The sequence below is a fragment of the Micromonospora sp. A200 genome (assembly GCF_029893845.1).
In the GTDB taxonomy this organism is placed as follows: domain Bacteria; phylum Actinomycetota; class Actinomycetes; order Mycobacteriales; family Micromonosporaceae; genus Micromonospora; species Micromonospora purpureochromogenes.
On record NZ_JARXXY010000012.1, the window covers coordinates 151,993 to 175,975 of the forward strand.

Annotated in this window: 23 protein-coding genes and 1 pseudogene; 12 read left to right on the forward strand and 12 right to left on the reverse strand. The window is 69.3% G+C overall.

Annotated features, from left to right (window positions below; all coding sequences use genetic code 11):
* Positions 1-21 precede the first annotated feature (21 nt).
* On the forward strand, positions 22-987 hold the full coding sequence (locus tag M2302_RS14310) for an SDR family NAD(P)-dependent oxidoreductase (protein WP_280838375.1): 966 nt from the start codon (positions 22-24) through the stop codon (positions 985-987).
* A gap of 43 nt (positions 988-1,030) precedes the next feature.
* On the opposite strand, the gene M2302_RS14315 is transcribed toward M2302_RS14310, so the two are convergent.
* Complete coding sequence (locus M2302_RS14315; RefSeq protein WP_280838376.1) at positions 1,031-1,384, reverse strand: cupin domain-containing protein; 354 nt, start codon at positions 1,382-1,384, stop codon at positions 1,031-1,033.
* A 393-nt stretch (positions 1,385-1,777) separates the two neighbouring features.
* Entirely contained in the window at positions 1,778-2,611 is an 834-nt protein-coding gene (locus M2302_RS14320; RefSeq protein WP_280838377.1) for a TetR family transcriptional regulator, read from the reverse strand.
* 128 nt (positions 2,612-2,739) lie between these two features.
* Between M2302_RS14320 and M2302_RS14325 the strand changes: the two genes are divergently transcribed.
* The gene (locus M2302_RS14325; protein WP_280838378.1) at positions 2,740-3,657 is read left to right on the forward strand and encodes an NADP-dependent oxidoreductase; all 918 of its coding nucleotides are present in this window, start codon (positions 2,740-2,742) and stop codon (positions 3,655-3,657) included.
* Positions 3,658-3,749: 92 nt separating this feature from the next.
* Here M2302_RS14325 and M2302_RS14330 read toward each other — a convergent pair whose 3' ends face one another.
* The 3 genes from M2302_RS14330 to M2302_RS14340 are packed head-to-tail and all read right to left on the reverse strand — an operon-like array spanning position 3,750 to position 6,015.
* A complete protein-coding gene (locus M2302_RS14330; RefSeq protein WP_280838379.1) occupies positions 3,750-4,727 on the reverse strand; it encodes an ABC transporter permease subunit in 978 nt (325 codons plus the stop codon).
* The gene (locus M2302_RS14335; protein ID WP_280838380.1) at positions 4,724-5,623 is read right to left on the reverse strand and encodes an ABC transporter ATP-binding protein; all 900 of its coding nucleotides are present in this window, start codon (positions 5,621-5,623) and stop codon (positions 4,724-4,726) included. The genes M2302_RS14330 and M2302_RS14335 overlap by 4 nt, the downstream gene beginning before the upstream one ends.
* Complete coding sequence (locus M2302_RS14340; RefSeq protein WP_280838381.1) at positions 5,620-6,015, reverse strand: GntR family transcriptional regulator; 396 nt, start codon at positions 6,013-6,015, stop codon at positions 5,620-5,622. Before M2302_RS14340 ends, M2302_RS14335 begins: the two co-directional genes overlap by 4 nt.
* Before the next feature lie 104 nt (positions 6,016-6,119).
* Between M2302_RS14340 and M2302_RS14345 the strand changes: the two genes are divergently transcribed.
* A complete protein-coding gene (locus tag M2302_RS14345) occupies positions 6,120-6,332 on the forward strand; it encodes a hypothetical protein (protein WP_280838382.1) in 213 nt (70 codons plus the stop codon).
* Between the two features lie 167 nt (positions 6,333-6,499).
* Here the strand turns inward: M2302_RS14345 and M2302_RS14350 are convergent, their stop codons facing one another.
* Positions 6,500-7,510 carry a mechanosensitive ion channel domain-containing protein gene (locus tag M2302_RS14350; protein WP_280838383.1) on the reverse strand — a complete coding sequence of 337 codons (1,011 nt, stop codon included), beginning with the start codon at positions 7,508-7,510 and terminating at the stop codon, positions 6,500-6,502.
* Positions 7,511-7,800: 290 nt separating this feature from the next.
* Here M2302_RS14350 and M2302_RS14355 point away from each other — a divergent pair, with 290 nt between their 5' ends.
* Positions 7,801-8,910 carry a hypothetical protein gene (locus M2302_RS14355; protein ID WP_280838384.1) on the forward strand — a complete coding sequence of 370 codons (1,110 nt, stop codon included), beginning with the start codon at positions 7,801-7,803 and terminating at the stop codon, positions 8,908-8,910.
* 350 nt (positions 8,911-9,260) lie between these two features.
* Here the strand turns inward: M2302_RS14355 and M2302_RS14360 are convergent, their stop codons facing one another.
* A complete protein-coding gene (locus M2302_RS14360) occupies positions 9,261-9,437 on the reverse strand; it encodes a hypothetical protein (RefSeq protein WP_280838385.1) in 177 nt (58 codons plus the stop codon).
* A gap of 753 nt (positions 9,438-10,190) precedes the next feature.
* On the opposite strand from M2302_RS14360, the gene M2302_RS14365 reads away from it, so the two are divergent.
* Both M2302_RS14365 and M2302_RS14370 read left to right on the forward strand, forming a co-directional pair.
* Positions 10,191-11,111, forward strand: a complete 921-nt coding sequence (locus M2302_RS14365) for an SRPBCC family protein (protein ID WP_280838386.1) — start codon at positions 10,191-10,193, stop codon at positions 11,109-11,111.
* Entirely contained in the window at positions 11,108-12,283 is a 1,176-nt protein-coding gene (locus tag M2302_RS14370) for a zinc-dependent alcohol dehydrogenase (protein WP_280838387.1), read from the forward strand. Before M2302_RS14365 ends, M2302_RS14370 begins: the two co-directional genes overlap by 4 nt.
* A 161-nt stretch (positions 12,284-12,444) precedes the next feature.
* Here the strand turns inward: M2302_RS14370 and M2302_RS14375 are convergent, their stop codons facing one another.
* Together M2302_RS14375 and M2302_RS14380 are read right to left on the reverse strand one after the other, a co-directional pair.
* Positions 12,445-13,473: a cytochrome d ubiquinol oxidase subunit II gene (locus M2302_RS14375; RefSeq protein ID WP_280838388.1), complete on the reverse strand. Its 1,029-nt coding sequence runs from the start codon at positions 13,471-13,473 to the stop codon at positions 12,445-12,447.
* Complete coding sequence (locus M2302_RS14380; protein ID WP_280838389.1) at positions 13,470-14,840, reverse strand: cytochrome ubiquinol oxidase subunit I; 1,371 nt, start codon at positions 14,838-14,840, stop codon at positions 13,470-13,472. Before M2302_RS14380 ends, M2302_RS14375 begins: the two co-directional genes overlap by 4 nt.
* Positions 14,841-14,931: 91 nt before the next feature.
* On the opposite strand from M2302_RS14380, the gene M2302_RS14385 reads away from it, so the two are divergent.
* From M2302_RS14385 to M2302_RS14405, 5 genes and pseudogenes are all read left to right on the forward strand, one after another.
* On the forward strand, positions 14,932-15,213 hold the full coding sequence (locus M2302_RS14385; RefSeq protein ID WP_280838390.1) for a hypothetical protein: 282 nt from the start codon (positions 14,932-14,934) through the stop codon (positions 15,211-15,213).
* A complete protein-coding gene (locus tag M2302_RS14390; protein ID WP_280838391.1) occupies positions 15,191-15,790 on the forward strand; it encodes a hypothetical protein in 600 nt (199 codons plus the stop codon). The genes M2302_RS14385 and M2302_RS14390 overlap by 23 nt, the downstream gene beginning before the upstream one ends.
* A 472-nt stretch (positions 15,791-16,262) precedes the next feature.
* Positions 16,263-16,394 (forward strand): annotated as a pseudogene (locus tag M2302_RS14395) (IS3 family transposase); the annotation flags it as partial.
* Positions 16,395-16,515: 121 nt separating this feature from the next.
* The gene (locus M2302_RS14400) at positions 16,516-16,893 is read left to right on the forward strand and encodes an SCP2 sterol-binding domain-containing protein (RefSeq protein WP_280838392.1); all 378 of its coding nucleotides are present in this window, start codon (positions 16,516-16,518) and stop codon (positions 16,891-16,893) included.
* The gene (locus M2302_RS14405; protein WP_280838393.1) at positions 16,890-18,923 is read left to right on the forward strand and encodes a glycogen debranching N-terminal domain-containing protein; all 2,034 of its coding nucleotides are present in this window, start codon (positions 16,890-16,892) and stop codon (positions 18,921-18,923) included. The genes M2302_RS14400 and M2302_RS14405 overlap by 4 nt, the downstream gene beginning before the upstream one ends.
* 3 nt (positions 18,924-18,926) lie before the next feature.
* Here the strand turns inward: M2302_RS14405 and M2302_RS14410 are convergent, their stop codons facing one another.
* Positions 18,927-19,247, reverse strand: a complete 321-nt coding sequence (locus tag M2302_RS14410; protein WP_280838394.1) for a hypothetical protein — start codon at positions 19,245-19,247, stop codon at positions 18,927-18,929.
* 242 nt (positions 19,248-19,489) lie between these two features.
* Between M2302_RS14410 and M2302_RS14415 the strand changes: the two genes are divergently transcribed.
* Positions 19,490-20,587, forward strand: coding sequence for a CapA family protein (locus M2302_RS14415; RefSeq protein ID WP_280838395.1), 1,098 nt, complete (start codon positions 19,490-19,492; stop codon positions 20,585-20,587).
* A gap of 77 nt (positions 20,588-20,664) precedes the next feature.
* On the opposite strand, the gene M2302_RS14420 is transcribed toward M2302_RS14415, so the two are convergent.
* Together M2302_RS14420 and M2302_RS14425 are read right to left on the reverse strand one after the other, a co-directional pair.
* Complete coding sequence (locus M2302_RS14420) at positions 20,665-20,850, reverse strand: hypothetical protein (RefSeq protein WP_280838396.1); 186 nt, start codon at positions 20,848-20,850, stop codon at positions 20,665-20,667.
* 395 nt (positions 20,851-21,245) lie between these two features.
* Positions 21,246-23,960: a LuxR C-terminal-related transcriptional regulator gene (locus M2302_RS14425; RefSeq protein ID WP_280838397.1), complete on the reverse strand. Its 2,715-nt coding sequence runs from the start codon at positions 23,958-23,960 to the stop codon at positions 21,246-21,248.
* Between the last annotated feature and the right edge of the window lie 23 nt (positions 23,961-23,983).

Consider the following 23,983-nt stretch of genomic DNA (forward strand, 5'->3'; position numbering starts at 1 on the left):
GTCGCTCGTAGCGTTGGCGTCATGACAAGCACCGCTCGCCTGAGCACCCCGTTCACCGCCCGGGCCACCGCCGCCGAGATCGTCGAGGGCGTCGACCTCACCGAACGGCGGATGATCGTCACCGGCGGCGCCTCCGGCATCGGCCTAGAGACCACGCGGGCCCTCGCCGGCGCCGGCGCGGAGGTCACCGTGGCCACCCGGGACCCGGCCCGAGCCGCAGATCTGGTGGAGGAGTTCTCCGGATCGGGGCGGGGCAGTGTCCGTGCCGCCGCCCTGGACCTGGCCGACCTGGCCTCGGTCGACGCCTTCGTCGCCGGCTGGGAGGGCCCATTGCACGCGCTGGTGGCCAACGCCGGGATCATGGCGATTTCCGACCGGCAGCTCACCCCCGAGGGCTGGGAACTTCAGCTCGCCACCAACTACCTGGGCCACTTTGCGCTGGCCCGGGGCCTGCACGACAACCTGCGGGCCGCAGGCTCTGCCCGGGTGGTCGTGGTCAGCTCCGGCGCCCAGTTGCGGGCCGGTGTCGACTTCGACGACCCGCAGTTCGACCGGCGCCCGTACGACCCGTGGACCGCATACAGCCAGTCCAAGACGGCCGGCGCCCTGCTTGCCGTCGGCATCGCAGGCCGCTGGGCATCGGACGGGATCGCCGCCAACGCGCTCAGCCCGGGGGTCATCAACACCAACCTGCAACGCCACCTCTCCGACGAGGCCCTGCGTTCCTTCGGGGTCTTGGACGAGGCGGGCAACCGCATCGACCTGCCGCACTACAAGACGCCGGAGCAGGGCGCGGCGACCACCGTGCTGCTGGCTGCCTCGCCGTTGCTCGAGGGGGTCACCGGGCGGTACTTCGAGGACAACCAGGAGTCCGAGGTGGTGCCGGGTGGACCCGAGCCGATGACCGGCGTGGCCGAGCACGCGGTGGACCCGACCGCGGCCGACCGGCTCTGGGCGTACGCCGAGGGGCTGCTCGCCCGCCGCTGAACAGCCGACGGCGGCCTGGTTGCTGCGTACGGTCGGGCACCGGTCAGTGGTACTGGGTGACCAGCGGCTCGTTCTCGTCGGCCAGGTACGTCGAGAGCATCCGCGTGGTGGTGTCGTCGGTGATGTTGCGGGCGTTGTGGATGGTGTGCGGCGGGATCAGGAACGGTTCGCCGGCGTGGATGGTGAACGTCGGCCGGTCGTCGAACTCCATCGCAACGGTGCCGTGGAAGAGGTAGCCGACCTCCTCGCCGGGGTGGCTGTGCCTCCCCGACGCCAGGCCGACCGGGATCTCGAAGAGCGTCTGCACGATCAGCTTGCCCGGTACCGAGGCCGGATGGCGTTGCAGTTCGGTGCGCTTCACGCCGGACGCGGACGCGGCACCGGGGTCCTGGGACATGGTGCTCCTCCGGATTCCCGGCGCGTTGCGCCGAAGTGTCCAGATGCGGCCGACTCTAGTGCGATTCGCCGAAGCTGTCCGACGGAATCGGCCGCTCGGGTGCGGCCAACCGGGCGAGCGCCCGCAGCGAGCGCGCGGAGGGACCGGAATCAGGACTTGGCCGCGTGTGGCGGCGGCCACCGTGGCGGTGAACTTTCGACGCCCACGCTCGCGCCGGCCCACCGGATGTCGGTCAGGGTGCGGTCATGCGCAGGAGGTGCTGGCGGGTTTGCTCGACGTCGCCGAGGGCGCGGTGACCGCCGCCGTTGCGCAGCCATCAGTGGGAGTGGGGGTGCCGGTAAGGATCGTGTCACCAGCCGCAAAACGAGCACGGCCAGCCCTGATCGCTGCTGCTCAGGGGGAGGCTTGTTCGTCGTCGTGTTCGGCGAGGTGGCGGTAGAGGGTGGCGTGGCTGACGCCGAAGGCCGCTGCGACTTGCTCGACCGGTTGGCCGGCGGCGAGAGCGGCCCGGGCCGTGGCGAACTGGTTCGGGTCGAGCTTGCGGGGCCGGCCGGGCTGCTTGCGCTGGGCCTCAGTGAGATCTTCGAGTGCGCCGGCAGCAGGGGGCACCGCGAATGTCTGCACGTAGTCGATGGCTGCCCGCAGGGTGTCTTTCAGCGGGGCGATGTCGCGGGCGACCTGGGCGAGGAGCATGCCGCCCTGAAAGGCGGAGAGCAGGAGATAGGCCAGTCGGGTGGGATCCGCCTCAACGCTGATGCGGCCGAGCCTCTGCATCCGTTCGAGTCCATCTCGGAAGATGTCTCTCCACTGCTCGAACGCGTTCGCGAGTTCCGTGCGAACGTCAAGGTCCGTCTTGATGATCTCGCTGGCGAGCGAGCCGAGGCTGCAGCCTTCCTGGTAGGAGCGCTCGTAGGCGATGTAGAAGCCCGCCCATTCCCGAAGGGAGTCGAGGCTTTCAAAGTGGGTAAACCGCTCACTGCGATGGAACGTGAGGACGCGCTCGGCCTGCCACTCGATGACCGCGAGGACAAGGCTCTCCTTGGTCGGGAAGTAGTGGTTGAGCTGTGACCCGCTGATGCCTGCCGCGCGACGGAGCTGCTCGTTGTTCGTCGCGTGGACGCCCTTGGTGTAGATGAGCTCCGCGGCGTGCTCGAGGATGCGGGCTCGGGTCGCCTGCCCCTTGTCCGTGAGCTTCTGCCGCACCCGAGCTTCCGTTGTGGCTTCCATGACACACACGATAACCCGGATTGGGCTTGACAGCCCACATTCGCGTCGTGTTGGCTGCCATTAGTGGGCTAGCAGGCCCAAAAAGCGGGCGCACAGAGCCGACGAGCACGAGATATACGGAGGCACCCATGAAGGCAATCGTCGCGATGGATCAGGCCGCAGAAGCAGCCGGGATCACACTCGCGGAGCGGCCTGAGCCGACGCCGGCGATCAACGACGTCGTCGTTGAAGTCCACGCGTCGGGCTTCGTCCCCGCGGAGTGGGAGTGGCCTTCGACGTGGGTCGATCGCTCCGGTCACGATCGCGCCCAGGCGATCATCGGCCACGAGTTCGCCGGAGTGGTCTCCTCCCTCGGCTACGGCACGACGGGACTCTCGCTCGGGCAGCGGGTGTTCGGGATCACGGACTGGCACCGCGATGGAACGCTGGCTGAGTACGCGGCCGTGGAGGCACGCAACCTTGCGCCGCTGCCGGGGAACGTCGACTTCACGGTGGGTGCGAGTCTGCCGATCTCCGGCCTGACCGCGTGGCAGGGCCTGCTCCAGCACGGTCGTCTTCAGGCGGGGCAGAGCGTCCTCGCACACGGCGCCGCCGGCGCCGTCGGGTCAGTGGTGACGCAGCTCGCCCGGGAGTTCGGCGCCTACGTCATCGGTACCGGTCGGGCGGCGGACCGCCAGGCGGCGCTCGACTTCGGCGCGAACGAGTTCCTCGACCTCGACCACGAGGATCTCGACGACATCGGCGGGGTCGACCTGGTCTTCGATGTCATCGGCGGTGATATCCAAAGGCGCTCGGCGAGCATCATCCGGCCTGGCGGGACGCTGGTGTCGGTGGTCGGACCTGTTGGGGCTCGCCCTGTCGACGGCTTAGCGGTCGACTTCGTCGTCGAGTCCGTTCCGACTCAGCTGGTGGAGATCGTCGACCGGGTGCGAGACGGGCGCCTTCGCACGCACATCGGAACAGTCGCGACTCTCGACGACGCCATCCCCGCGCTCAAACCGACCGAGCGGCGCAAGGGCAAGACCGTCATTCGCGTGCGCCCCTGAGCGCCCTGGAATAGGCCAACAGCGCCGTCATGCTGACGCCCTAGTGACGAGATCGACACCCGACCCGACGCCGAACGTTTGTGGTCAGGGCACTAGATCATACGGCGCCGTACCCGCCACACCACCACACCGATCAGGACCGCCGCGACGGCGATGAACAGGGCCGCCTCGATGAGCTGGAACGTCCAGAACCGGTCGGCCGGGTGGTAGACCCCGAACTGCTGGATGCCCCGCGCGTGCAGGAACTGGTTGAGGTTGGTGCCGGCCCGGTTGGCGGCGCCCTCCAGCTCGTAGTACTCGGTCCAGCTCAGCCTGCGCCCGGTGGCGTCTGCGTAGCCGTGTTCGATCATCCAGTCAGCGAAGCTGGGCACGGGCCGGTGCCCCGCCTGGTCCTTCGAGCCGCCGACGGGGACCGGCTCCATGGTGGTGAGCGGCGTGGCGTACGCGGGACGGGCCAACAGCGCCACCGGCATCCGGGCGGCGAGGAACGCCCCGAACGCGACGCCGAACGCGGGCAGGCTGCGCCGCAGGATCGCCCCCGCGGCGGTGGCGACGCCGAACGCGAACAGCGCGTACGCCACCGGAACAAGTCCCTCCAGGTCGAAGGCGTCGTACTGGAACCGCCCTTCCCACGCGTCGAATGGCTGACGGAACCAGGTGAGCACCGCGGTGAACATCCCGGTGAGCGTGACGGTGACGCCGGCCAGTGCCGCGAGCTTGGCCGCCAGCCAGCGCATCCGCGGCACGGCCTGCGTCCAGGCGAGCTGCCAGGTGCCGTCCTCCAGTTCGCGCGCGAGCAGCGGCGCGCCGAGGAACGCACCGATGACGACGGGGACCAGATAGAAGCCCGCCAGGAGGTTCTCGACGTACCCGTACTCCTCGTCGAGCCGGCGGAAGGAGGCCGCGCAGGCCTCGTTGATACCGGCCTCTCCCGCACACCGGGCGGGACCGCCGGGGAACAGGTCGTGGGCCTGCGTCCCGAGCACGAGCAGGGCAATGCCGAACATGCCGAAAAGCAAACCCAGGACGCAGACCTCGGTCCGGTGCTGGCGCCAGATCAACCACGTCATGCCGCCACCCCCGACGTGACCGCGGCGCTCGGCTCGGACGGCCGGCGCAGGTACGCCAGCACCAGGTCCTCCAGCGCGACCGGCTGGGCCTGCCACCCAGGCGCCGCCGGGATCGCGCCGTCGCGTACCAGCAGGGTCGTGTGCCGGTCGCTGTGGACGGCCTCCACGACGGCGCCGGCCCGGTCGAGGTCGGTGGCCGTGCGCGGGCCGACGAGCAGCCGGTGCTCGGCGAGGAGGGTGTCGATGTCACCGGTGAGCGTGACCCGGCCGTGGTTAAGCACGACCAGGTGGTCGCAGACGCGCTCCAGCTCGTGCACGACGTGGGAGGAGAACAGGACGGTCACCCCGCCTTCGGCCACCGCGCCCATGAGGACCTGCAGGAACTCGTGCCGGGCCAGCGGGTCGAGGCTGGCCACCGGCTCGTCGAGGACAAGCAGGTCCGGCCGCTTCGCCAGGGCCAGAGCCAACGCGACCTGGGCCTGCTGCCCGCCGGAGAGCGTACCGGCCCTGCGGTCGAGCGGGATGCCCAGCTGCGCCAGCCGGCGCTCGGCCAGCCCCTGGTCGAACCGCAGGTTGCAGGCCCGGCCGAAGCGGAGCATCTCGGCGACGGTGAAGCGCTTGTACAGCGGGTGGTCCTGGGCCAGGAACCCGACCCGGGACAGAGTTTGCGGGGTGCTGGCGGTGACGTCGTGGCCGAGGACCTCCACCGTGCCGGTGCTCGGTGCCAGCAACCCGACGACCAGGCGCAGCAGCGTGGTCTTGCCCGCGCCGTTCGGCCCGACCAGGGCGATCACGCCGCCCGCCGGCAGGGCCAGGGTGCAGTCGCGCAGCGCCCAGCCCCTCCGGTACCGCTTGCCCACACCGTCGGTGCGCAGCGCGAACTCGGTCCCTGTCACGCCACGTCCTCATTCCTCGTCTGCTGGTGGACGGAAGTAAAAAGCGCGTTGACCGCCTGCTCGTCGAGGCCGGCCGCGTAGGCGCGGCGCAACCAGGTCGCCAGGCCGCGGCGCAGCGACGTGTACGTCGATGCCGACATCACGGCCGACTGCTGTTCATTGACGAACGTGCCCTGGCCGGGCCGGCCGGTGACCAGGTTCTCCTGCTCCATCTGCCGGTACGCCTTGGCGACGGTGTTCGGATTGATCGCCAGGTCCTCGACCACCTCGCGGATGAGCGGGAGGCGGTCACCGGGTTGGAGAAAGCCCAGCAGCACCGCCTGGCGGACCTGCTGGACGAGTTGCAGGTACGGCGGCACGCCGGAGTGGGTGTCGAGCCGGAAGACGAACACGGTAGCCCCTTACTGCTTTCCTAGTACCATAGTAAAGCAGTAAGTTGGCGGTCAAGAGAGCCGACGCGCCCGCACGACCGCGGCACCGGATCCGGGGAGGGAGGTTGAATGGCCGTCCCACCGGGCCGCTCATCGGATCACTGTGCACCGGGTACGGCGGCCTCGACCTGGCCGTCGAGTTGGTGCTCGGCGGCCGGCTCGCCTGGTACGCCGAAACCGACCGGCACGCCCGCGTACCGGCCGGGCTCAGACGCCCCGCGACGAACTGCGCCGGCGCGTGCGCAGGGGGGCGTGGCCGCCGCCGGATCCGAGGATGAGTTCTTCGCCCGGCTACGCGAGCAGGGGCGCTGGTCCGACTCCGACGCGGCAGCACCGATCCTCGCAACATCACCGGGTACACGCTGGCGCTTCCCGGCGTACGCACTCCCGGCAGGCAGCCGGTGTACTCGGCGGGGGCCGGTTGGCGCCCGACACGGCCCGCCGGTCAGGGCTGGTACTGGCTGCGGGTGCGGGGCAGCCACTGGGGGTGCTGGTCGCGCAGGTAGCGGATCAGTCCCTCGCGTAGGTCGCAGCGCAGGTCCCAGGCGCTGGCGCCGTCCGCGGCTGAGGCCTGCACCTGGATGACCACGGTCTGCGGGGTGGCGTCGACCATCTGGAGCACCCACTGGTCTCGGTCCCACAGGGGTGAGGACTCGACCAGTCGGCGTGCCTCCCGGCGCAGGTCGTTCAGGTCGGCGGTGTGGTCGACATGGATCTGGATCTTGCCGACCACCCGGGACTCGTTCCGGGTCCAGTTTTGGAACGGCCGCTCGGTGAAGTATGTGGTCGGCAGGATGAGTACCCGGTCGTCCCAGAGCCGGATCACCACGTTGGTCAGCTTCACCTCCTCGACCCGGCCCCATTCGCCGTCCACCACCAGCACGTCGCCGACGTGCATTCCGTCGGCGAAGGCGATCTGGATGCCGGCGAACGCGTTGCCGAGCGCGGTTCGGGCGGAGAGGCCGATCACCGCGCCGATCACGCCGGCCGAGGTCAGAATGGAGATGCCGGCGAGGCGTACCGGCCGGAAGGTGATCAGGATCAGGCCGATTGCGACGACTGTAACCACGGCGACGGTGAGCCGCCGCACGGGGCGGATCTGGGTCCGGGCCCGCCGGATCCGCCGGCTGGTGACCAGATCGCTTGGCAGCTTGCTGAACGCCACCGCTTCGACGACGTTCAATGTCCTGATCACCAGCCACGAGCTGAGGGCGATCAGGACCAGCAGGATGGTGTGCCGCAGATAACGCTGCCACTCGGCCGGTCCGGGCGGCAGCGCGTAGTACAGCGCCCCGACCAGCAGGACCGCGGCCGCCGGGCGGCGGCAGGCGTGCCGCAGCGGCTCCAGCAGCCACTTGTAGCGGCCACGGGCAGCCCGGCGGATCAGCACGCCGGTGACCAGGTCCACGACCACGGCCGCCGTCAGCGCGGCCAACACGATCAACGCGGTACGCATCAGAAGCCGTTCACCGTGATCCCGATGCCGCCTCTCCTGAGCTCGACCGCACTCCCCGCTTCAGGGTGTCATCGGATCCGGTGGCAAGCGGCGGATATCGGGAATGCCAGACGGCCGTGACGGACGTCCGGCGACACCCACTGCTTGAGCCGGTTGAAGCAGCGCTCCACGACGTTGCGCTGCTTGTAGATCACCTTGTCGAAGGCCGGTGGCCGCCCGCCGGCGTGCCGGCAGGGTGGGCCGCCACGGACGAGACCTACGACGAGCCCGGCTACCGGTGAGGAGCACCGATGACGCACAGTGAACAGCACCGCCCGGAGATCGTCGTCGGACTGGTGGCGACCCCGCCGGACCACCCGGCCCGGGTGGCCGCGCGGCTCACCGCCGAGCTGGCCGGCCGGCTCTCCGAGCGGGTGGACGCGGACGTGCGGTGGACCGTCCGGGAAGGCTGGGGTGAGGTCGCGCCGCGCCGCGACGGCGGCGTTGACGCGCTGCTCGACGATCTTGCCCAACGGCGCACCGACGACCGGTGGGACGTCGCGATCTGCCTGACCGACCTGCCGCTGCACACCGAGCGGGTGCCGCTGGTCGCGCAGACCTCCGCCCGGCGCCGAGTCGCGATGGTGTCCCTGCCCGCGCTGGGACTGGGCCAGCTGCGTGCAGCCCGCGCGGCCGTTCCGGATCTGGTGAGCCGACTACTCACCGACGCTTCCGACCAGCGGGTGCCGCCGGCCGGCTGGGCACCGGCCGAGATGCCAAGCCGGGTTCCCGCCATCCACCGGGTCGTCGGCGAGGCCGACGCCGGGGAACTGCGCTACGTCGCCTCGCGGCTGACCGGCCGGGTGCGGCTGTTGACCGGAATGGTCAAGGCCAACCGCCCGGGGCGCGCCCTGCTGGGCCTGTCCAAGCTGCTGGTCGGCGCGTTCGGCACGGCCGCGTTCGCGCTCACCACGGACACCATCTGGCAGATGGGCGATGCGCTCGGCGGACTCCGGCTCGCCGTGATCATGGTACTCGGGCTGACCGCGTTGGTGGCCTGGCTGATCGTCGCGCACGACCTATGGGAGAAACCCGACCGGGAGACACCGGCTGAGCTGGCCCGGCTGTTCAACCTGGGTACGATCCTCACCCTCACTCTGGCCACGGCGGTGTCCTACCTGGTGCTGTTCGCCGGAACGGTGCTCGCCGCAGCGCTGCTGATCGACACATCCGTGCTGAAACAGACCCTGCAGCGGCCGGTCGATTTCACCGACTACCTGACGCTCGCCTGGATCACCAGCTCGCTGGCCACCGTCGGCGGCGCGATCGGCTCCGGGCTGGAGAACGAGGACACGGTGCGGGCCGCCGCTTACGGCTACCATCCCGAACCCGGCGGCTGGCGGGACGAGAAGGACGTGTAAGCCACCGCGGGCGGGTCAAGCCAGCGCATGCCCCGAGTCGGCACCGAACCGCCCGAGGGAGTGGCCTTCTGCCCAGCACAGGCCGTTCAACGTCGCCACCGCCCGCCGGAAGTGTCGCTTGACAAGATCCTCAGCCTTGTGGCGAATCTTGAGGAAAGTCCGTTCCGAGGCAGGCGTAACTGCCGCAGCCAGACATGGCGCCAGAACTCACGAACATCGGCATCGGCAAGACCTTGCTGGCGCTCAAACTTACCTACATCCGGCGCCGGAACTCCACGCCTGCGCATAGCATCGTGAGGCGATTGAGGTTGGCGCCATGCACCTCCACACTTCCTGTGCCAGAACCGCATTCACCGCGGGGGTTGCCAGCTGAGGGGCCAGTCGAGCCGACCGTCCGCGATTACGGCGCGTCGGCACCCGATCTCGATGCCGTTGGCCAGGGCGTTGGCGACGTCGGAGAGCATGGCCGTCGCACTCGGCCAGGTGGGGCCGTCGTACCGCCACTCATCCTTGCCATGCTTGCCCACGCCGCGGTACCTCGACAACGTCGAGCTGCTGGTTTAGTCACCTTTGCTCGTACCGAAGGCCCTTCTTCATGTCACGCTGCCACACCGCACAAGCGCACAGGTATCGATCTTCGACCTACGCCTGACGCCCGAAACTCCTCATTTGCCAGGGTTTGAACCCCGCTGGGCGTGCGGTGCCTCCGCGACGGGCTCGGCGAGGTTCCCGGGCTGCTCCGGTCGCAGTACCCGGATGGCGGCGGGCGGCCTCCGGCGGCTGGCGCACCTGGTGTAGGTGCACCGCAGGTACGTGATCGACGACCCGGTCGCCCGGCTGGCTGTACCGGTGCTGGTGATCCGCGGCCGTGACGATGTGCTGAGCAGCGGGGACTGGGGCCGCCGCCGCGCCGGGCAGGCAGCCGACGGTGACTACGTGGAGCTCGCCGACGGGCACCTTTCCCTGGGGACATCCGTCCGCGTGGTGGGAGCCGGTCCCGGCGTTCGCCGGCCGGTTGCCGTGACGATGAGTGCCCCTCCGGACGCCGTCCGGCCGGCCCGGGTCGGCGGTGCAGTCTCCACGCAGCGGTCGATTGGCGGCTTCAGGTGGTTTCCGGGGGGTACCCCGGCCCCAATGCGCCGCGCCCCCGGGCGCCGTGGACCGGGACGCTCGGCTGGGTGCGATCGGATACGGAGGCTAACCGTGACTCGACTGGCAACCCGAGAGGCGGTGAAGGCCAGGCAGGACGAGGTGCAGCGGCGGGGCGCGGGCTCGGCTGGATGAGTCTCGGTCTGGGCGTGGCACAGCTGGCGGCGCCGGACACGGTGCGCCGGATCAGCGGCGTGGACGACTCCCCGACGTCCCGGGCGGTGGTGCCGCTCGTCGGGGCGCGGGAGCTGGTACACGCGGCCGGGCTCCTGACGAGCCGGCGGAAGAGCGTCTGGGCGTGGACCCGGGTCGTGGGCGACGCGATGGACCTGACCTCGCTCGGAATGGCCATCGCCCGCCGTGGCGGGCGGCGCCGGCGGCGGCTCGTCGCTGTCACCGGCGCCGTCGTCGGGATCACGGTGGTGGACCTGCTGACCGCCGTGCAGGCCACCCGGGCGAAGGAGATCGGCTCCATGCCGGCGGTACGAGGCTCACGCAAAGGAGGATCCATGGAGCTGACAGCCACGACAACCATTCGCAAACCCCCGCCGGAGGTCTACGCGTTCTGGCGCGATCTGGAGAACCTCCCGACGTTCATGGCGCATCTCGAGGAGGTCCAGGCCACCGGTGACCGTACGAGCCATTGGTCCGCCGGCGCCCCGTTCGGCAAGAACGTCGAGTGGGACGCGGAGATCGTCGACGAGGCACCCGGCGAGAAGATCGCGTGGCGGTCGACCGGCAACGCCGACGTGCTGAACGCCGGTACGGTCCGGTTCGTGCCCGTCCCGGACGGTGTGAGCACCGAGGTGCACGTCGTCCTGACGTACGACATCCCGGGCGGCAGGGTCGGCAAGGCGGTCGCCAAGTACTTCGGCGAGGAACCGCACCAGCAGCTCGACGACGACCTACGCCGGCTCAAGCAGGTGCTGGAGACCGGCGAGGTGGTCCGGTCCGACGGCGCCCCGTGGGGCAAGCGGGCCCGCAAGGAGTTCCCGCAGCGTCCGGCGCAACCGCTGTCGGACTCCGAGCTCGCGAAGGGAGCAGCCGCGTGAGGGCGAACACCTGGGCGGGCCGTAACAAAGTCAAGGTCCGTGACGTGCCGGACCCGAAGATCCTGAACAAGCGCGATGCCATCGTACGGATCACCTCCACCGCGATCTGCGGCTCGGACCTGCACCTGATCGACGGGTATGTGCCCACGATGCAGGACGGCGACGTCGTGGGTCACGAGTTCATGGGTGAGGTGATCGAGGTCGGCCCGGGCGTCGATCCGGATCGGCTGCGCATCGGGGACCGGGTCGTCGTGCCGTTCCCGATCGCCTGCGGCGCGTGCGGCGCCTGCGCCGCCGAGCTGTACACCTGCTGCGAGAACTCCAACCCCAACGCCGGGATCGCGGAGAAGATCCTCGGTCACCCGGTCGCCGGGATCTTCGGCTATTCGCACCTGACCGGCGGCTTCGCGGGCGGTCAGGCACAGTACGCGCGGGTGCCGTTCGCCGACGTCGGTCCGCTGAAGATCGAGTCCGATCTGACCGACGAGCAGGTGCTGTTCCTCTCCGACATCCTGCCCACCGGCTATATGGGTGCTGAGATGTGCGACATCCAGTCCACCGACGTGGTGGCGGTGTGGGGCGCCGGCCCGGTCGGCCAGTTCGCCATGGACAGCGCCCGGGTGCTCGGCGCCGCGAAGGTCATCGCCATCGACAAGGAGCCGTACCGGCTGCAGATGGCGGAACGGGCGGGCCACACGCCGGTGAACTTCGAGGAGGTAGACGTGCGGTCCCGGCTGCTGGAACTGACCGGTGGGCGGGGACCGGACAAGTGCATCGACGCGGTCGGCATGGAGGCCAGCCACGGCAGTGCGCACGTCCACGCCTACGACCGGGTCAAGCAGGCGGTCCGCTCGGAGACCGAGCGCCCCCACGCGCTGCGGCAGGCGATCCTGTCGTGCCGCAGCGGTGGCATCGTGTCGGTGATCGGCGTGTACGGCGGCTTCCTCGACAAGTTCCCGGCCGGCGCGTGGATGAACCGGGCGCTGACCCTGCGTACCGGGCAATGCCACGTGCAGCGCTACATGAAGCCGCTGCTGAAGCGCATCGAGCGCGGGGAGATCGATCCGACCCGGGTCATCACCCACACCCTGCCGCTCGACGAGGCGGAACGCGGCTTCGAGATCTTCAAGAACAAGCAGGACGACTGCGAGAAGGTCGTCCTCAAACCCTGACGACCACCCGCACCCGGCCACCGCGGCGCACACGGTGGCCGGATGCGGCGCCTATCCGGAGGCGCTGGTCTGCGGGTGCCCGCCCGGCATTCGCAACCAGGCCGCTGCCTTGAAGGCGGAGCAGGACACAGGCGCCGCCGGGGCTAAACGTCGACGCCGGCTCAGGTTCCACGCTTCAGTGGCGAGGTGTCGGCGTGCCGCCGGGAGGTTTGGAAGATACTGAACAGCCAGAGCAGGGACGGTGCGAGCAGCAGCGCGCCGACGCCGAGTACGACGAGCACGGTGGTGAGAACGGTCGGGTCGCCAGCTGCCTCGGCGACGGTCAGGTCGGGGGAGAGAAGGACCGGGTACTGGGCGGCCCCCCACGCCCACAGCACGGCGGCGACGGCGAGTGCGGCGGTGACACGCACGAGGCGGTAGCGACCGGTGGTGATCAGCACCAGCGACACGATTCCGGCGGCGAGGGAGAGCAGCACCAGCGGCAGCGCGCGTCCTCGTAGGTCGGCGAACAGGTCGGGTGCGTCGGCGGCTACCACGGCGAGCCCGGCGACGGCGGCCGCCCCGACCAGTACGCCGGTGGCCAGGGCGCGGCGGCGGAACTGTGCGACGAGGACGTCGGCGTTGGCGCGGCGGGCGTCGTGGATGAGGTAGACCGCGGCGAGGTACGCGCAGACGCCGATCGCCAGCAGACCGGCGTAGATCGAGGTGGGGTTGAGCCAACTACGCCAGATGTCGCCCTCGGCGATCCCAGGTGGCACCCGACCGGAGGCGAGCGCTCCGACGATGGTGCCGAGGAAGAACGGGGTGGCCAGCGAGGAGATCGCGAAGGTGGCTCCGTAGAGGCGCTGCTCGACGAGAGTGTGGCTGGCCTTGCGGAAGGCGAAGGCGGCGCCGCGGCCGATGATGCCCAACGCGGCCAGGGTCAGCGGGATGTAGAGGGTGGAGGCGAACGCGGCGAACGCCGGTGGGAAGGTGGTCCAGAACAGCGTGATCACCAGGATCAGCCAGACGTGGTTGGCCTCCCACACCGGGCCGATGGAGTGTGCGATCAACTCTCGGCGGGCGGCGCCGCGGCGGGTGCCACCGGCGAGAAGGTCCCAGATCCCGGCGCCGAAGTCGGCACCGGCGAGCAGGGTGTACAGGGTGAGGCCGGCCAACAGGACTCCGAGCAGGACGTCGGCGACAGTCATCGTGGGCTGTCCACCGGCTCGGGCACGCCCTCCTGCGGGGCGACCGGCGCATCCCGATGCCGGGCCATCCGAACCAGCACCAGCACCGTCGCCACAGTGAGCAGCAGGTACACGCCGGCGACCAGCGCCAGCCCGGTGGCCAACCCGGGCGCCGGGTTCACCGCCTCCGCGGTACGCAGCACCCCGTAGACGATCCACGGCTGCCGGCCGACTTCGGTGACCACCCAGCCGGCCTCCACGGCGACGGCGGCGGCGATCCCGGCCAGCGCGGCGGCACGCAGGAACCAGGGCGAGCGGGGCGGGCCCCGGCGTCGCCACCAGGCCAGCGCCCACCAGAGCGACAGGCCCAGCAACCCGAACCCGATCGCGACCATCAGCTGGAACGCCCACTTCACGACCGTCACGGGGGGCTCCTGGTCGTCGGGCACCTGGTCCAGGCCCATGACCACCGCGTCTGGGTCCCACTTCGCCAGCAGTGAAAGGGCGTTGGGCACCTCGACGGCGTAGCGCAGTTCCCCGTCGACGTAAACCCCGCCGAGGGACAGCGGCGCTCCGGCCTGCGTCTCAGCCAGGCCCTCCATGGCGGCGAGCTTGGTGGGCTGGTACTCGGCCACGAAGTGTGCCGCCCAGTCGCCCACCACCACCTGCACCGGGGTGAGCAGAGCCGCGAGAGTGAACGGAATGGCGAACCCGAGCCGGTGGTAACGGTCGCGTCGACCGCGCAGCATCGCCACCGCGTACACACTGGCGATGCCGAAACCGGTGACCATGAACGCGGCGACGATCATGTGCACGGTCTGCGGCGGGGTAGCCGGGTTGAACATCGCCTCCCAGGGCCGGACGTTGGTGACCTCGCCGGAGACCAGGTCGAAACCGCGAGGCTGGTTCATCCACGCGTTCGCCGACACCACGAAGAACGCCGACGCCACCCCCGCCACGCAGATCGGCAGGCCGGCGAACAGGTGCGCACGGGGCGGCACCTTGTCCCACGCGTACAGGTAGACACCGACGAAGATCGCCTCGACGAAGAACGCGATGCCCTCCAGAGCGAACGGCAGCCCGATCACGTCACCGAAGCGGCCCATCAGACCAGGCCACAGCAGCCCCATCTCAAACGACAAAATCGTCCCGGACACCGCGCCGACGGCGAAGAGCACACCCATCGCCTTGGCCCACCGCTTCGCCAGCCGGGTGAACACCGCGTCGCCAGTTCGCAAGCCACGCCATTCGGCGAACACGGTGACGGCGGGCATGCCTACACCGAACGAGGCGATCACGATGTGCCAACCCAGCGACAGCGCCATCTGCACCCGTGCCGCCATCAGGTCCGCAGGGACAGCGTCCTGAGCCAGAAACTCCGTGAGCATTGAGGCTCCCGCTTCCTCGTGTGTCGACCCCACGTCATCCAACGGGTAGTTTTCGCATCCAGCAACGCTTATCAAACAAATAGTCAGAATCATGGACAATGTGGCTGACGTGGGGGAGGGATTGTCCACCGACATGCGGGGCGGTCAGGTCGTGTTCCAGCGCAAGCCCCGCCGCGACCCGCTCGCCGTGACAGTGAGCGTTACTGCCCCGGAGTGCGTCACGGTGACCGGCGCGCACCCGTCGGACGTGCCCTCGGGCACCACGCGGTTCACCGTGGACGGGGCGATGTACGGGGCGCGGGTCGAGCTGACCGGCGGCAAGGGGGCGGCATCCGTGTCCGGCCTGGCGGGTGGGCGCGCGGTACTCGGGTGACCGCACGTTCGCCGCCGCTGATGCGGGGCCGGGGGCGACCGAGGTGGTGGTGCCGGCCGGCACGACCCGGTTCGTGGGGCTCCAGCCGGCCCGGATCCTGGACACCAGGCCCGACCGGCTGAGCGGCTGCGCGGGCGGCAAGCCTGCCGCAGGGGCGACGATCACTCTCCAGGTCACCGGGCGCGGGGGCGTACCGGCGACCGGTGCGACCGCGGTGGCGTTGAACGTGACGGCGGTCGTCCCCGCAGCCGGTGGCTACGTCACCGTGTGGCCGGCGGACCAGCCCCGGCCGATGGCCTCCAACCTGAACATCGAGACGGCCGGTCAGGTCATCCCGAACCTGGTCGTCGTCCCGCTTTCCGGGACCGGCCGGGTAAACCTGTACACGAAGTCCAGCCTGCACCTGGCCGCGGACGTGGCCGAGTACCGGCGCGTTGACCGCCACGGCGGGCCGGCTCGTCCCGCTGAGCCCGGCCCGGCTGCTCAACCACCCGCAATTGACTGCTGGGTCGTCGAAAATATGGCCGCTTGCAGCAAGCGGAAATCTATGAGACTGCCGACAACATCAGAGAGCTGACGCGGATGGGCTCTACCACGAAACAGGCGGCCGGAAGAGACGCAACGGACTTCGCCGCCAGGAGCTTTGACCTCCTGGAGAGACGACGTCAGTGCAAGGAAGAAAAAGCATGCCGGGGCGCGGGCCCAGCGAGGAGGCCCGCCAGCAGACCGGTACGCGCGCATAGTGCCAATTCTGTAAGTCGGTCATCAGCTGTGCCGGTCGGGTGTCCGCGAGGTGCTGGCGGCGGTGGGCCTGGTCGGAGCCGCTGAGAACCCCGACGGCGAGTGCGAGCACATGAAGATCTACCGTCGAAGCTGAGCGATGCCTTCGCGCTGCCCGCTCCCAAAGAGTTGGTGGACTCCCAAGGTCACCTGGTGGGCAGTCGCCGGCCCGGAGCGGCCTCTGCGGGCAGACTGTCAGCTGCTGGGCAGGGTCGCTACGGCTCGTAGTAGGCGCGGCTGACGGGTCGGCGAGGGCGGCGAACGACACCGAACGCGCCCACGTCCTGGCGGTGCTCGACAGCGACCGGTTCGTCGACACCACCGTGACCGAGGTATTCGCGACGCTGCTCGATGAAGCCGCCTGCCTGGCCTCGATCTCCACCCTCTACCGCATCCTGCGTGCCGACAATCATCGGCGCTGGTCCTGCCCGAATCTCACCCGCTGCGAGTGATCCACGCTACCGTTGGTGAGGTGATTTTGACTAACGGTTATCGGATCGAGGCGGGCGGAGGGGATGGCGGATGGCAGACCCGATTGCGGAGTTCTTCAGCGCGCTCACCCTGCGGCATGACACGGCGGTTAGGAAGATCACGGGCACTATCCGCTGCGATCTGGTTGCGGACGGGCGGATTGAATATTGGTTCGTCGACATCAAAGATGGCGGCATGGGCGTATCGCGGGAGAAGCGTGACGCCGACTGTCTCATCCGGGCTGACAAGACATTGTTCTGCCGCTTTGTCAGGGGCGAGGGGAATGCGATGGTGGCGTGGTTGGGATATCGGATTTACATCGCGGGAAGGACGGACCTGTTCCGCGCCTTCGAACGGCTCTTTCCAGGGCCTGTTGGGGCACGTGACCCACGAAATCTGGCCGGCGGGCCCGGGAGCCTGGCACGATGAGCGACTTGGTCAGTATCCTGGATGGCAATACTTTCGTGATCAGCGACGGCAATGGCGACATTGATGCGTCGCCGTCGCTGCCCACCGGGTTGTTCTCGTTTGACACCAGGTTCTTGTCGAGATGGCATCTAAGTATCAATGGCGAGCGACTGACGGCACTCGCTGTCAATGATCTTCAGTATTTCGAGACGCGGTTCTATCTCGTTCCGGGCGCCCCGACTCACTACGTCGACGCGAAGGTGACAGTGATCCGTCAGCGTTCGGTTGGCGCAGGTTTTGACGAGGAGCTGACGGTTCTCAATCACGAAAACAAGTTCGTCGATCTCACTGTCCGCTTGGAGGTGGGCAGCGATTTCGCCGATCTGTTCGAGATCAAGGACATGCGACAAAAGAAAGGCAGGTATTTCGCGCGTATCGACGACGGGTGCCTGCGGCTGAGCTACGACCGGGAGACGTTCCGCCGAGAGACGGTGATCTCGTCCAGTGCGTCAGCAGAGATCGATGAGAATGGGCTGACCTTTGCCATCCGACTCGAACCGCATGGGAAGTGGGTCACCCAACTGCGTGTGGCGACGCTAGGCCCGGATGGGCAGGAGGTTCGCCTGAGCTTGCGTGGCCAACCCATCAGCCGGGCAAAGCGGAAGCTGCGGGAGGATCTGCAGCACTGGCGGGACCAGGCACCGACTCTGGTGTGCGACTTCGAGCCGCTGTTGAGGACGTATCGAAGGAGCATCATCGATCTCGCCTCGCTGCGCTATACACCGCTGGTCTCCGGCGGGCGGATCCGGACACTGATGGCCGCCGGCCTGCCGTGGTTCATGACGGTCCTCGGTCGGGACAGCATCCTCACCAGCCTGCAGGCGCTGCCGTTCCTGCCGGAGCTCGCCGAGGCGACGCTGTTCGCGTTGGCAGTTCCACAGGGCAGCCGGCTGGACGATTTCCGCGAGGAGGAGCCGGGGAAAATCCTGCACGAGTTCCGCTACGGGGAGTCGGCCGTGTTCGAGGAGCAGCCGCACACGGCATACTTCGGCAGCGCCGACTCCACCCCGCTCTATGTGATATTGCTCGACGAGTACGAGCGCTGGACCGGTGACGACGCCGTGGTGCACGAGCTCGAATACGAGGCACGTGCCGCGCTCGCCTGGCTCGACACGTACGCCGACATCATGGGCAATGGTTACGTCTGGTATCAGCGCCGCAACGAGCAGAGCGGCCTGGTAAACCAGGGCTGGAAGGACTCCTGGGATTCGATCTCCTACAACGATGGCCAGCTGCCGGGATTCCCGCGAGCGACCTGCGAGTTGCAGGGTTACGCGTACGACGCCAAGCTCCGAGGTGCCCGGCTGGCCCGACGGTTCTGGGGTGACCCAGCGTATGCCGACCGGCTGGAGCGAGAGGCCGCCGACCTCAAGGAGCGGTTCAACCGGGACTTCTGGATTGAGGATCGGCAGTACTATGCCCTCGCCCTCGACGCCGAGGGCAGACCGGTCGACGCACTCACGTCGAACATGGGCCATCTGCTCTGGAGCGGAATCGTCGATGAGTCCCGGGTCGGTAAGGTCGCCGAGCATTTGCTCGGCCCGAAGTTGTTCTCTGGTTGGGGCGTGCGGACCCTGGCCGTGGATGCGGGGCGGTACAATCCGGTCGGCCGTCACGTGGGTACGGTGTGGCCCTTCGACAACTCGTTCATCGCCTGGGGATTGCGCCGTTGCGGCCTTTCAGAAGAGGCGGGGCGGATCGCTGAGGCGATGATCGAGGCGGCCGAGTTCTTCGACGGGCGGCTACCGGAGGCGTTCGCCGGTTATGACCGAACGCTGACGGAGTACCCGGTCGAGTATCCGGCCGCCTGCAGTCCTCGGGCGTTGTCATCAGGCGCCCCACTGCTGCTGCTGCGCGTCATTCTCGGCCTTGAACCGCACGCTGATCATCTGATTATCCGGCCCGCGTTGCCGAAGCTGATTGGCCGGCTCGAACTGCTCGACATTCCTGGACGGTGGGGGCGGATAGACGCCCTCGGCCGCCACCGGTAGCAGCTACTCATCCTCAAACCGCCGCTGACCCGGCTGGGCGGACTGCTTCAATCGGCCCGCTACGAACGCAGAGCTGACGTCTACCAAGCCCTGCTCAGCCTGGCTGAGGTGCCCCAGGTTCTCAGGACAGGGAACGCCCTCGTAGGGGTGGAAGCCGTGCTGGAGCACCCACATGCCGACCGTGTACCCCTTGCCTGGCTTCATCCGGTCCGGCACCGGATCGAGCGCGGTGACCGCCCAGTTGCCGGCGTACGCGGGAGCCGGGGCCAGGACCATTCCGCCGACCAGCCCGAGCGGCGCGGTGGCCAGTACGGCGAGAACCATCGGTACGCATGTTCACCACCTCCACAGGCGACGAGCCGTCGGCCGCGGGTCTGGTTCCGCTGGCGTCCCGCGACACCGGGTGTCGCCCTGCCGGGACGCCACGAACTTTCCCAGAAAGCCCTCCCGGTCATGTCGAAGCGCCGCCGCCGGGTAGCCATCCACTGTGGATGGAGGCGGCGATCCGGCGGTAGGTGGTGGCCGCCGGGTCACGGGCGTCGCCCGGAGCGCGTACCCTCGGCCGGGTGATCCGCAGGACGGCGCGTACCTCGCTGGCGGCGCTGTCGGCGGTCGCGGTCTGCGTTGCGCTGGCCGGATGCGCCGCCGGATCGACCGGCCCGCCGCCGGTCTGGCGCGGCGCCACGCCGGGTCCGACGCCGTCGGCCACCGGCACCGCGATGCCGGAGCCGAGCGCGCCGGTCGAGGTGCGGCTGGCCTTCGCCGGTGACGTCCACTTCACCGGCCGTACCCTGCGCCTGCTCGACGATCCCGAGACGGCCTTCGGGGCGATCGCGTCGACGCTGCGCGACGCCGACGTCACGCTGCTCAACCTGGAGACAGCGGTGACCGACCGGGGCACCCCGCAGCCGAAGACGTACCACTTCCGGGCTCCGAAGACCGCCTTCGCGGCGCTGCGCGCGGCCGGGGTCGACGCGGCGTCGATCGCCAACAACCACATCCTCGACTACGGCCGGCAGGGGCTCTCCGACACCCTCGACGCCGCGACGGAAGCCCAGTACCCGGTGTTCGGCGCGGGCCGCGACGCCGACGCGGCGTATGCGCCCTGGTTGACCACGGTACGAGGGCTGCGGATCGCGGTGCTCGGCATGTCACAGGTGCATGACCTGGCCGGGTCGTGGCGGGCGACGGACACCCGACCGGGGGTGGCGATGGCGTTCGATCCCGCCCGGGCCACCGCCGCGGTGCGTTCAGCGCGGGAGCAGGCCGACCTGGTCATCGTCTTCATGCACTGGGGCGTCGAGGGCAATTCGTGCCCGAGCGGGGAGATGAAGACGTTCGCCGGAAGGCTGTCCGAGGCCGGCGCCGACATCGTGGTCGGTACGCACGCGCACACGCTGCTGGCCGGCGGCTGGCTGGGCCAGACCTACGTGCACTACGGACTGGGCAACTTCCTCTGGTACGGCAAGTCGCACAGCACGGACTCCGGCGTGCTGAACCTGGTCGTACGCGACCGGACCGTGGTGGACAGCCAGTTCGTCCCGGCGACGGTCTCCGGCAGCGGCCAGCCGGTGCCGGCCACCGGGGTTGGCAAGCAGCGCATCCTCGACAAGCTCGCCAACGCACAGCGGTGCACCGGCTTGGCGGCGAAGCGTCCCGGATAGCGCTGCGGACGGCGCCTGGCCGCCCCACCACATCGAAGACCTCATCGACAAAACAAAAAAGCGCAACGCCGACGTCGCTACCGCGAAAGCCAGCCCCGACCCCGCCCACCCGCGCCAGCGCGATCGTCAACCAGTCCACTCGTACTGCCCGAACTCGGCGGCCCCACCCCGACCTGCCGGGCTACGAACTCGACCGCCTCCTCCGGAAGCTCACCGCGGCCCCAGGGGAACCGGCCGACCCGGGTGTAGAACTTCAGCAGCAACGCGAAACCCAGTCGCGTCGGCCCGCGCTTGCCCGCGATTAGCCCCGCTCGTCATCCAGCAGCGTCCAGTGCTCAACCAGCTCATCCAGATCCAAGGCCCGCGCCATAGCCGGACATCATCACGGTCGCTCGTCCGCCAGCGCTGCCCCCGACCACCCGATCGAGCGTCAGCCCAACGGCCACTTCTCAGTCACCGGCATGATCATCCCCGTTTGGATCTGGTGACACGCTTCTTACCAGCACCCCAGCTCCGTGGACTCGATCTCGGACCGCATGTCCAGTAGGTAGTCGGAGGAGAGCGCGTCCTCGTGCTTGCTGCGGAACAGCTCGACCCGGGCGGACAACTCGGCGACCTGCCGGACCGACTCAGCGAGCGTCTGCTCCTGATTTTCGGGTCATGTGGCCCGGCACAGGGATGCGAGTTCGCTTCGGCCCGTGGCTTCTTGGCCGGGGATGAGGAGCAGCGTGCAGGCTCGTTCGTAGCGTGCTCCGATGCGTTCCCAGCCGCTGACGGCGGCGGTGAGGGCGGCGGCGTCGCCGTGGAGTCGGCCGGCGGCGCGATCAAGGCAGGCTGCCACCCAGTCGTTCTCCGGCGCCGTGCGGGCCGCCGCTGCCACGTATTCCGCGGCGTCGGGGAGACCGGTCACGACGGCGAGTTCGGCGGCTGCCGCGCGGGCGTAGGCCGAGGTCCCGCAGGGGGCGTCGGTGAAAGCCAGGTTCAGGAGCGCGTCCACACCGTCGTACCGGCCGGCGTGGACGCCGAGGCGGGCCTCGACGAACGTCAGAAACGTCGCGTGGGTGAGCACAACCGATCCCCTGACCTGGCTCGCGCGGGCGCGCCACAGCTCGGATGTCGGGACGTCGCCGCACAGTCCGTGCACGAGGGCGATGGCGGCCATCGCGGGGGACAACTCCCCCAACACGGGTCGGCCGTCCCGCGTCCAGCGGTCCCACACCGAGCCAGCGAGGTGCAGCGCCTGTGCGAACTGCCCGCTCAGGACCAGCGGCGGGATCAGTTTGGCAGCGGAGAGACACGAGTCGCCGACCACGTCGTCGTCCATCGCCAGCTGGGCGGTGGAGAGCGCGGTCGCCAGGTCACCGATTTCCAGGGCGACACTCGGCGCGGCCTGGTAGATGTCGAGAATTTCGGGAGCGGCGCGTGGATCGTGGCGGGGCATCAGAGCGAGCAGGGCCAGTCGTTCTCCGTTGACGCGGTGCGCGTCTCGATGCCGGCCGGCGCCACGGGCCGCGGCGAGGACTCCGTCGAGAGCCGCGCTCAGGAGCACCGGGTCACCGGTGGCGCGGGCGGCTGTCATCGCGGTCTCGGCCAGCACCGGATCGGGGCCGTACTCCCGAGAACCGGTGATCCAGGCGGCCGCGGCGGCCAGGTGAGCGGCGACCACGGCATCATGCGGATCACGCTCCGTGGTTGCCTGGTCGAGCAGGCGGCGCAGCCGATCGTGTGGTACCTCGACGTCGAAGCTTCCCTGGTGCCTCCTCGCCATGGTGACGGCGGCGGCGAGCGCGATCGCGTGCATGCCGGCGTCGCCGGCGGTGCGAGCCTGTTCAGCGGAGGCGAGGAGCAGGTCGAAGGCCGGCTGACCAGGGTAGCGGGCGGACGTGCAGTTGGCCGCGGTCCACAGGTCCCGGGCGGCGTCGGCGGGTGTGCGGGCATGTCGCGCCGCGGTCTGGTAGTGGTCGATCGATTCCGTCAAAAACCGCCGTGCGAAGGTGAGGTGCCCCAGCGCCCGGGCCAGTCGGTGGGCCGTCGAATCCGGACCGGACGGGCAACCACGCAGGGCCGCGCGCAGGTCGTCGGCGACGGCGTCGAAGTCCTCGTGCCATCGCTGGTCGAGCCGATTCTGCAAGGCGTTCGCCGTCGTCGCGGCCCAGTCCAGATACCGTCGCCTGACGACGGCGCCCTCGGCGCTTTGGTCGAGTTGTTCGGCGGCGAAGGCGCGGACCGTCGCCAACAGGCGCCACCGGCCGGCCCGGCCCGTGACGAGGCTCTTGTCGACGAGACGGCCGAGAATATCGGCGGCTGCTGCCGGATCGCCGTTGACGGCGATCGCGGTGACGGCGTCCAGATCGAAGCCACCGGAGAAGATGCTGAGCCGCCGGAACATGATGCGTTCCTCGTCGTCGAGCAGGTCGTGGCTCCAGTCGATGACCGCACGCAGGGAGCGGTGCCGTACGGCCGGCCCTCGGCCGCCGGCCAGCAGCCGTAGATAGTCCCCAAGGCCGGCGAGCAGGCCCGAGACGCCCAGCGAGGCGCACCGGGCGGCGGCCAGCTCGATAGCCAGCGGGAGCCCATCGAGGCGAGAACACAGGTCCGCGACAACATCCGGGTCGCAGCGGGCGCCCGGATCAGCGGTCTCGACACGCTGGCAGAAGAGCGTCTCGGCGTCAGAGCCCAACGGCAGCGGCGCGACCGGCATGCCCCGTTCCCCCGGCAAGCCGAGCCGCTCACGGCTGGTGGTCAACACCGTGACGGTGGGGCACCCGGACAACACCCGGTCGACGAAAGCGGCGGCGGCTTCGAGCAGGTGCTCACAGTTGTCCAGGATCAACAGTGACCGGCCCCGGGCCAGCCGCTCGATGATGGCGTCCACGAGCGGCAACTGTGGCCCTTCGCTCACCCCAAGTGTGGTGGCCACGGCCTGCGCCACGAACCCGTCGCGCACCGGGACCAAGTCGACGAACGCCCCACCGAACGGGAACGACGACGCGGCCGCCTCGGCCACCGCCGCCGCCAGCCGGGTCTTGCCGACCCCGCCAGGGCCCAGCAACGTCACCAACCGGCTGTCCGCAAGGGCAGCCACCAGGCCATCGCGCTCCTCGCCTCGCCCGACGAACGTGGTGCGGGCGACCGGAATCCCCGCCAACTGCCCCACTGCCGGACCGGTGCCGTCAGCGACTGTCACCGCCAGTGCCGCGAGTTCCCGTCGATCAGCCACGCCGTACTTGCGCAGCAATGAGGACACGTGGCCCTCCACTGTGCGCACCGAGATGTGCAGGCGGCTCGCGATCCGCGCGTTGGACAAGTGGTCCCCCAGCGCCACCAGTACCTCTACCTCACGTCCGGACACCTCAACCCGGTCAACGGTCACCGCTACATCATCACCGACCGGTG